Origin of the sequence: Corallococcus sp. AB049A (assembly GCF_003668885.1) — a bacterium.
GTDB classification, from domain to species: Bacteria; Myxococcota; Myxococcia; order Myxococcales; family Myxococcaceae; genus Corallococcus; species Corallococcus interemptor.
In genome coordinates, this window is sequence record NZ_RAWL01000435.1 from 1 (window position 1) to 6922 (window position 6922).

Sequence of the window (6922 nt, forward strand, 5' to 3'; positions counted from 1 at the left end):
AGATGTGTGTAAGAGACAGCCACGAGGGTGGGCTCCTGGCGCTGGGCGTGCACCTCAAGGCGCGGGGGTGGCGGGTGACGCTGCTGGGCGCGGACACGCCGTCGGAGGCGTTGCAGGGGGCGTGCATGCAGGTGCGCCCGGACGTGGTGGCGCTGTCGTTCATCCGCCGCCGGGATGCGGAGGACTTCGTCGCGGTGTTGTCCGGTGCGATGCACGCGTGCGCGCCGGCGCCGGTGGTGGTAGGCGGGCCCGGAGCGCGGGAGCACCTGAAGACGCTGTTCACCCTGGGCGCGCAGTACGCGGAGTCCGCGGAGGAGCTCATCGCCGTCTGGCAGCAGGCGCGAAACGCGCAGAACCGACCATGAAGCACTATCGCATCCACATCGCCGCGGAGCTGTCAGGCGTCCGCGTGGAGCTCATCCGGGCCTGGGAGCGCCGTTACGGGGTGCTCGCGCCGGAGCGCACGCCCGCGGGCTACCGCGTCTACACCGACCGCGACGTGGCCCTGCTCAAGCGGCTCAAGGCGCTGACGGACGAAGGCGTGTCCATCAGCGAGGCGGCGAAGCTGCTGCCCCAGCTGCGAGCGGAGATGGACGCGGCGCCACCCCCGGTCCCCCAGGGCGCCGAGGAGCAGACGGGGTCGCAGCCGGAGGCTTGGCGCGCGGCGGTGATGGCCGCGGCGGAGGCCTATGATCAGCCCCGGGTCGCGAGGGTCCTGGACGAGGTGCTGGCGGCGCTGCCGCCGCTGAAGGCCTTCGAGGACGTGCTGGTGCCGGTGCAGCGCGAGGTGGGGGAGCGCTGGCACGCGGGGACGTTGACGGTCGCGCAGGAGCACCTGGTGACGCAGGTGGTGCGCGAGCGGCTGGTGAGCCTGCTGCACGGCGCGCCCCGGGGAGGGCGCAGGCACGCGGTGCTGGCGTGTTTCCCGGAGGAGGAGCACGAGATTGGCCTGCTGGGCGCGGCGCTGCGGCTGCGCCACTCGGGCGTGCGAGTGACGCTGTTGGGGCAGCGCGTGCCGGCGGAAGGTCTGGGCGAGATGGTGGCCCGGGCAAAGCCAGACGTGGTGGGCCTGTCGGCGGTGACGAACCGGGGCGCCACGGTGTTCGAGGACGTCCTCACGCGCATCCGGGATGCGCTGCCCAAGGGGATGCCCGTCTGGGTGGGAGGCCCCGCCGCGCAGGCACACGCGGACGTCTGCGAGCGACTGGCCGTGAGGCTCTTCGCCCACGAGGACGACTGGACGCGGATGGCGGGCTGAGCGGTTCTACTCTTCCAGGGGAAGGGTGCCGTCCTTCCAGGCGCGCAGGGTCATGGCGGCACTGAGCCCCACCAGGCTCGACACAGGCGTAGACCACGATGCAAGCGCTGCCTCTGCCTCGCTGGGGGCGAACCGCAAGGCAGCTGTCGCCGCCCAATACCTCGTCCCTTCCTCGGGGGCGGAGAGCAAATCCAGCAAGGCCGCCTCCGCCTCAGCCCCGCGGGTACGCAGTTCTTTCCTGACGGCTGCCGCGAGAAGGTAGTCCTTGTTTGCAGCCCGGGTATCGAGCGCATTCAGTAGGCGCCCATGTCTGGCTGAAACCTCGCGAAAGCACGCAATCAACGCCTCTGTCCCTAACACCTTAAGGTCACGTGTCTTCATGCTCAAGCCGAGCGCTTCGACCGTCAATAGAAAGGTCTCATGGGAGACTTCGCTATTCCGGACCCAGGTCCCAGTCGCCTTCGTCCCAGCCTTTCAACGTCAGTTGGGCGCCAAAGGCAACCAGCCCTTCACCTCTTGCCGCCTCCTCCAGCACCGCTCGCGCTTCTGCGGTGCGGTAACGGAGCAGGAAGGCGACCGCCGTGGCCCTCACGTCCATCCTGGGGTGTTTCAAGAGGACGCGTAGCGCCTCTCTTCCCTCGTTACCTCGGGCGCGGAGTTCATCGAAAGCCGAGAGGTATCGGTCGCCATGCTTGTCCTCAGGATCCGCGCCCACCTGTAAGATCGCGTCCGTCTGTGCCGCGACATTTTCTGCAAACTCCCTGACCAGGCCCTCCAGCGTCATCGCCAGGGTTCTTGGAGGCACTGCAGCTTTCTGGCCCGTGGAACGCTCATTCACGGTGTGCCCTGAGGCCCCGTCACGCGCTCGAAATTCACTCCCAGGTTCCCGACTTCCTCCAGCGCACGCTTCAACTCGGCCGATACGATGAGCGCGGAGGTATATCGTTGGATGCGAAAGATCCGGGCGCCTTCTGTCCTGGCAGGGTTGATACGCAGGCCGTAAATCGCGCGGTACGTTCCGGCTCTCTCGGGTGCAACTCCATCTGAAGGGTAGATTTGAACTTCCCTGGAGTTCTTTTCATCAACACAGCTGAAACATCTGGTTGCGTTGATGATGTAGAAGTCTCTGTTTTCCCCTTCAATTTTGATGGGGAATACCTGGATGTCGTCGGGCGCCAATCTTCGAAAGACATTTGCGGCCCGCTCATCTGCGATGGGGGTTCTTCCCGAATTCGCCACCGAGAAGGAGCGCCGCGGCCCTTCATGGAAGGGCCTGCTCTTGAGCGGCCCTGGATCTGGCAGGAGCCTTCCGTCCCCGAACATCCAGGGGTCGTCGAGTTCACCTCCAGATGCCGGAGCAGGCAGCTCCAGGGCCCACTGAGGAACGTCCGCAATCCCTATGTCGTAGAAATTCTCGTCGGTCATCCGCTAACCCTTTCCTGGCGCGATGAGGAGTCGAAGCTCGGAACCCGGCGTCAGCAGGTCATTCGCGATCTTCGCAAGTTCCTCGAGCAATCGCCCGCGGCAGACGTCTTTGCTCCTGCATTTTCCCAGCGCGTCATTCAGCCTTCGCAGAACAGCCTCGTGGTACTTGCTCGGATGCGGCCCCTGATGTCCACCCAGACGGACCTTGTTGGCAACATCGTCCAAGGACAGCCCAGCACGGGAGAAGATTTCCTCGCATAGCGGCGTCCAAGGCCCTCCAGACACAGCGGAGACCGAGTTCTTGTTGGTGCAGATGTGATGAACGGGGCCCTCCGCGTCACCCGGGATTCTTCCCTGCTGGTACATCGCAAGCGCTGCGACGGCGCCTGGCGCGAGCGCGACGTTGAGCACGCCAGCAGCAGGCAGCGCGATGGACGTCACACCCCCATTCAGCGCGGTCCCAAGCTGAAACCCTGCTTCGGCTTGTCCCCGGAGCGCGGCCTGGGGGAAGCCCGGGAGCTTGGGGCCCTGGGCCGCCATCGCGTTCCTTCCGCCCAGCGACGCCGTGACGAGCAGCACCAGGACGCGCGTGCCATTCGTGCCGAGCACCTTTCCGAAGCGGTGGCCGATGTCCTGCAATTCGATGACGCTCGTCGCCGTCCCTGCATCGTCCCAGAGCCGCACGAATCCCCGCCCCATCTCCCAGACCGGCACGATGCCCAGGTAGGCCACCAGGGCGGCTGTCAGCGCCACGGCGATGGCCTTGGTGACGGGCTCGGGCAGCGTCATCGTGAGAAGCACGCTCAGCGCGGCGGACGTCACCAGGGCCTTGAGCGCCGCCGGGTTCAGCAGCTTGCCTAACTCCGCCTCGACGCTCTCCCAGACGCCGTCGAGCGCGAAGGACAAGGCCATGAGCGTCCGGTCCTTGCGTGAGAACGGCAGCCCCGTCCCGCCCACCAGGGACAGGCAGTCCTCCGCCTCGGGGCAGAGGCGCGCGTACAGGGACTCGGGCGAACTCCGTGAACCCGAATCCGCCAGCCCCTCCGAGGAGGCGAGCAGCGTCCTGGAGCGCACCCATCCTCGCGCATCCGCCGCTTCCGTCTCCCGGAATGCGACGTCCATGCGCATGTCCAGGATGAGCCGCGTGAGGGCGGAAGCGAACGCGTCCTCGTCCACCTGGACCGGGGCCGCCTCCACCGGCTCGTGGACGACCCGCTGCCCGCTCCCGGTATCGATGTGGACGACGCGACGGGTCGCGCACCCCGTCGCGAGCAGCAGCAACAGCGAGACAGCTCCGGCCAGCTTCATGACACCCTCAAGAGCAGGAGGCGCGGCATCCTGACCTTGGGGGACGGTGACTTCAACGGCTCCTCAGTGCGTCAGCGCCTCCAGGGCCTTCGCCTGCGCGTCGATGAAGTGCCCGTAGTCCGACTCCACCTGATCCGAATAGGCACAGGCGAACTCGGTGACGGCTTCGTCGAAGTGGTCCTTGGTGCCCAGGTATCCCGCGATGAGCGCGGCGTCTCCGGTGCGCGCGTGGGCTCGGGCCAGGGTGGCGCCGCAGGCGTCCGCGTAGTCCTGGAACACCGGCGCCTCCATCTTCTCCGCGTCCAGTGAGCCCTTCATGTCACGCAGCTGGCGCACGTAGAAGGCACCCATGCCCTCCACCTCCGTCCAGCCGAGGAACAGGTCGGAGAAGGCCTGCATGCGCCGCTGGCCCACCACCACGCGCTCTCCCGCGCTGTGGAACTCGCTGGGGCCCAGGTAGGGCTCCAGCACGGACGCCTTGGCCTCCTTGAGCTGCAACACCAGCGGATCCTCCCCGCCGTTGCCCTCGCACAGCACGACGTAGGCCTGCAGCCCCACGCTGCCCACGCCCACGACCTTGAAGCCCCACTCCTTGCGCTGGTAGCGCAGGCACAAATCCCTCACCGCGCCGTCCAGCGACTCCAGGTAGCCCACCGTGAGCCGCTTGATGCGCCGCTCCAGCTCCGCCGGGGACACGTCCATCTTCACCGCGCTCAAGGGGAAGAGCAGGGGCGGCTGGTAGGCCAGGTGCCGCTGTCCGTTTCGCTCCACGGTGAGCTTCTCCACCGCGTGCGCGCTGGTGTGGCGCTTCGCCTTCTCCACCGCCTCCGCGGCGAGCTTCGCCGTGTCGTCGGAGTCGGAGTTCTTCAGCTCCTTCGCGTCCACGTGCAGCGACCAGACCTCCAGCAGGCTCCGGGTGGTCAGCTCGTGCATGGTGAGCCGGTAGGACTCCACGGCCTTGCGCGCGGCCTTCCTGCCGCAGCGGGCGCCCAGGCCGTTCTGCTTCGCGGCCACGACGAAGCTCGCGGCCAGGCGCTTCACGTCCCATTCGAAGGGGCCGGGCAGCGTCTCGTCGAAGTCGTTGAGGTCGAAGACGAGGTTGCGCTCGGGCGTGCCGAAGAGGCCGAAGTTGGCCAGGTGCGCGTCGCCGCAAATCTGGCTGCGCAGGCCGCTGTGCGGCGTGTGGGCCAGGTCGCGCGCCATGACGAAGGGCGTGCCGCGCAGGAAGGCGAACGGAGACTCCGACATGCGCTCATGTCGCACGGGCACCAGCCACGGCAGCCGCGTGGCGTCGGACTCCTTCAGCTGCGCGAGCGGATCCCTCCCCCGGAAGGCCTTCCACTTCGCGTGGCTGCTTCGGGGACAGCGCTTGCGAAACGCGCGGCCCGCCTCCATGCGCTCCTCCACGGAGCGGAAGTCCACGGCCTGCAGCCTCGAGGGCTTCAGCTTCCGGGGCGTGCGCCGCGTGCGCTGCTGTTTCTGGTTGGATACGAGGGGAACCTTCGCGGCTCCCAGCTCGGAAGTACCGTCCGCATCCATGGGGTGTGTGACTCCTCGCCTCAAAGGTGAGGCCGCCCCCTGGAAACGGGAAGCGTCCAGGGCTGGAAACTCCCCTGCCCCTGGAACCCTGGCCGGATGCAGTGTTCACCCGTGGGCGCGCTTCAGGCGGCGGCCAGCAGGTCCCGCAGGATGTCCCGTGCGCGCGTCCACAGCAGCGAGCCGCCCTCGTCCGGCAGGAAGTGGCGGACCGCGCGGGGAAAGCGCGTCGCGAGCAGCGCGCCTCCATCCGGCGAGTGCACCGGACTGGTGTCCTTCCCGCCGTACCAGAGCCGCACGGGCACGGGGATGGCTTCGGGCGGCACGGGCCACCGGCCCATGGCCAGGGTGAGGTCGCGCGCGTAGCCGCTGGCGCCTTGCGCGAAGCCCTCGCGCAGCGCCTGGCGATACGCGGACGCGAAGGCGGGCTCCCGGTAGCGGGCGCGGTCCTCCGGGCCGCTCATGCCGTCGACGAGCGCCCACATGCCGTCCGCGTCCGCGCGCGCCGCGAAGCCGGCCTCGAAGCCCGCGCGGTCCGCCTCAATGGCGCTGACCATGCCCGCGACCTCCGGAGGGAGCAGGGCCCGGGTCGCGGGGTGGGCGAGCTCGTCCTGGCCCGCCACGAGCGCCATCGCGGACACCCGTCCTGCCCCCGCCAGGGCCACCGCGAACGGAGCGCCCTGGGAGAAGCCCACCACGGCGGGCCGCGACAGGCGCAAGGACTCCAGCACCGCCGCGACGTCCGCCGTCCAGCGGGAGAAGTCCTTGAGCGGATCCGGCTGGGACAGGCCCAGCCCCGCACGGTCCACGCAGAGCAGCCGCACGCCCAGCTCGCGCACCGCCTCCGCGCCAAAGCCCAGCGAGCTGCTCGTCGCAGCTCCGGTGCAGAAGAGGACCGGCACGCCGTCGGGCGCGCCCCACTCCGTCCAACCCACCCGCCGCCCGTGCTCCCGCTCCAGGTGGCCACTGCGCTCCGGTTCCGTCAGGACAAGCGTCATGGGCGCAAGCCTGCGAAACGCCAGGGATGGAGTCCAGCCGGACATGACGCGGGCATCTGCTTCGTCCTCTGGGTAGAGTTCCGCTTCATGCAGCGCAAACTTGCAGCCCTCGCAGGAGCGCTGATCCTGACCGCATGCTCCGAAACGCCATTCCCTGTCTCCGCGACCCAGCCCGTCCGCAAATGGGTAGGGCCCCAGGTGAATGTGCCAGGCGGGGGCCAGTTCCGGACCGTCATCTACTATGGACCGTGGCAGTGCAGCTCTCAGCTCCACCCCTTTAAACATCTTCGGCACCAGTTCTCTGCGTGGAGGCGTGCTGGCTGGCGAGCAGGTGTGCGCTGCAAGGGGCTGCTCCATCGGCACGCCCTGTCCCCTGGGCGGACGGTGGCCCCTTGGC

General features: G+C 68.3%; 8 protein-coding genes. 2 read left to right on the forward strand and 6 right to left on the reverse strand.

Annotated features, from left to right (window positions below):
- Nucleotides 1–2 precede the first annotated feature (2 nt).
- Complete coding sequence (locus D7X55_RS32615; protein ID WP_147470289.1) at nucleotides 3–365, forward strand: cobalamin-dependent protein; 363 nt, start codon at nucleotides 3–5, stop codon at nucleotides 363–365.
- Nucleotides 362–1258 (forward strand): MerR family transcriptional regulator, encoded by an 897-nt coding sequence (locus D7X55_RS32620; RefSeq protein ID WP_121725100.1) that lies wholly within the window; start codon nucleotides 362–364, stop codon nucleotides 1256–1258. The genes D7X55_RS32615 and D7X55_RS32620 overlap by 4 nt, the downstream gene beginning before the upstream one ends.
- A gap of 6 nt (nucleotides 1259–1264) precedes the next feature.
- On the opposite strand, the gene D7X55_RS32625 is transcribed toward D7X55_RS32620, so the two are convergent.
- The 6 genes from D7X55_RS32625 to D7X55_RS32650 all read right to left on the reverse strand — a co-directional run bounded on the left by D7X55_RS32625 (nucleotide 1265) and on the right by D7X55_RS32650 (nucleotide 6525).
- The gene (locus D7X55_RS32625) at nucleotides 1265–1666 is read right to left on the reverse strand and encodes a DUF2019 domain-containing protein (RefSeq protein ID WP_121725101.1); all 402 of its coding nucleotides are present in this window, start codon (nucleotides 1664–1666) and stop codon (nucleotides 1265–1267) included.
- A 25-nt stretch (nucleotides 1667–1691) separates the two neighbouring features.
- The gene (locus D7X55_RS32630; RefSeq protein ID WP_121725102.1) at nucleotides 1692–2042 is read right to left on the reverse strand and encodes a DUF2019 domain-containing protein; all 351 of its coding nucleotides are present in this window, start codon (nucleotides 2040–2042) and stop codon (nucleotides 1692–1694) included.
- A 50-nt stretch (nucleotides 2043–2092) separates the two neighbouring features.
- The gene (locus tag D7X55_RS32635; protein ID WP_199747262.1) at nucleotides 2093–2683 is read right to left on the reverse strand and encodes an imm11 family protein; all 591 of its coding nucleotides are present in this window, start codon (nucleotides 2681–2683) and stop codon (nucleotides 2093–2095) included.
- Nucleotides 2684–2686: 3 nt separating this feature from the next.
- Complete coding sequence (locus tag D7X55_RS32640) at nucleotides 2687–3991, reverse strand: AHH domain-containing protein (RefSeq protein ID WP_121725103.1); 1305 nt, start codon at nucleotides 3989–3991, stop codon at nucleotides 2687–2689.
- A 63-nt stretch (nucleotides 3992–4054) separates the two neighbouring features.
- Nucleotides 4055–5530: a DUF2252 domain-containing protein gene (locus D7X55_RS32645; protein WP_120546069.1), complete on the reverse strand. Its 1476-nt coding sequence runs from the start codon at nucleotides 5528–5530 to the stop codon at nucleotides 4055–4057.
- A gap of 122 nt (nucleotides 5531–5652) precedes the next feature.
- Complete coding sequence (locus tag D7X55_RS32650; RefSeq protein ID WP_121725104.1) at nucleotides 5653–6525, reverse strand: alpha/beta fold hydrolase; 873 nt, start codon at nucleotides 6523–6525, stop codon at nucleotides 5653–5655.
- Nucleotides 6526–6922: the final 397 nt, after the last annotated feature.